The 1715-nt window shown below is 69.7% G+C and carries 1 protein-coding gene; it reads left to right on the forward strand.

Annotation, left to right across the window (positions count from 1 at the left end):
- Window positions 1-18 precede the first annotated feature (18 nt).
- Window positions 19-1715 (forward strand): methyl-accepting chemotaxis protein (locus tag D588_RS0116955; RefSeq protein ID WP_087963687.1); only part of this gene is annotated, 1697 nt, incomplete at its 3' end.

A 1715-nucleotide genomic window follows, 5' to 3' on the forward strand; every position in this document is an offset into this window, starting at 1 on the left:
GCCTGGGCTGCGGTCGCCGTGGCCACGCTGGTCGCCGGCCTGGTGCTGGCCGGCAGCGTGCGTTCGGCGCAGCAAACGTCCGCTGCCGCGCAGCGCGAACTGGACCTGGCCCGCACCGGTCTGCAGGCGCTGGCGCTGGGCGAACTGGAGCGCGTGGACGCGACCGCCGGCGGCAGCGAGATCGGCCAGGCCCTGCTCGCCGCGCAGCGGCCGCTGCGGCAGTTGCAGGCCGACGTCGCGCACATGACCCGCGCGCACGCCGCCGGCGACTGCGACGTGATGCTGGATGCCGCGCAGTCCAGCGGCGCCTATCGGGCCGTGGCCGGCGACATCAACCAACTGGTCGGCGCCCACATCGGCGTCTGCAAGCAGGCGATCGATTGCGTGGGCGAGTTCGGCCGCGGCAACTTCGCCGCGCCGCTGGCCGCGTTCCCGGACAAGAAGGCCTACATCAACGACACCATCGAGCAGGTGCGGCGCAACATGCTCGGCCTGATCGCCGAAATGCGCCGCGTCGCCGAGGAGCACGATGCCGGCGAGATCGACGCCAGCATCGACAGCGCGCACTTCCAGGGCGACTTCCGCAGCATGGCCGACGGCATCAACCGCATGGTCGGCGGCCACATCGCGATCAAGAAGCAGGCGATGGGCGTGGTCGCCGAGTTCGGCCGCGGCAACTTCGACGCGACCATGCCGCCGCTGCCGGGCAAGAAGGCCTTCATCAACGAGACCATCGAGCAGGTGCGCGGCAACTTCAAGCGCCTGATCGGCGAGATCGCGCGCATGTCCGACGAGCACGACAAGGGCGACATCGACGTGCAGATCGACTGCACCCATCTGGACGGGGAATTCTGCGCGATCGGCAAGGCCATCAACCGCATGGTCGCCGCGCACATCGCGGTCAAGAAGCAGGCGCTGGGCGTGGTCGCCGAGTTCGGCCGCGGCAATTTCGACGCGCCGATGCCGCAGCTGCCGGGCAAGAAGGCCTTCATCAACGAGATCATCGAACAGACCCGCGGCAACCTGCGCAGTGTCGGCGACGTGATCAAGGTGATGGGCGCGATGGCCGAGGGCGACCTCAGCCGCCAGGTGCAGGGCCACTACGAGGGCGCCTTCGCCGACATGCAGCGCTACGTCAACGCCACCATCGACAAGCTCACCAGCATCGTCAACGAGGTCAACGGCAACGCCGTCACCCTGGCCAGCGCCGCCGAGGAACTGTCCTCTACCGCGCAGTCGCTGAGCCAGGCGGCCAGCGAGCAAGCCGCCGGCGTGGAGGAGACCAGCGCCTCGCTGGAGCAGATGACCGGCTCCATCGCGCAGAACGCGGAGAACGCCAAGATCACCGACGGCATGGCCGCCAAGGCCTCGCGCGAGGCCGCCGAAAGCGGCGAGGCGGTCCGCGCCACCGTCTCGGCGATGAAGGAGATCGCACGCAAGATCGGCATCATCGACGACATCGCCTACCAGACCAACCTGCTGGCGCTGAACGCGGCGATCGAGGCCGCGCGCGCCGGCGAGCACGGCAAGGGCTTCGCGGTGGTCGCCGCCGAGGTACGCAAGCTGGCCGAGCGCAGCCAGGTCGCCGCGCACGAGATCGGCGACGTCGCCAGCACCAGCGTGAACCTGGCCGAGACCGCCGGGCGCCTGCTCGGCGAGATGGAACCGTCGATCCGCCGCACCTCCGACCTGGTGCAGGAGATCACCGCCGCCTC

The organism is Xanthomonas sp. SHU 308, from assembly GCF_000364645.1.
Lineage (GTDB): Bacteria > Pseudomonadota > Gammaproteobacteria > Xanthomonadales > Xanthomonadaceae > Xanthomonas_A > Xanthomonas_A sontii.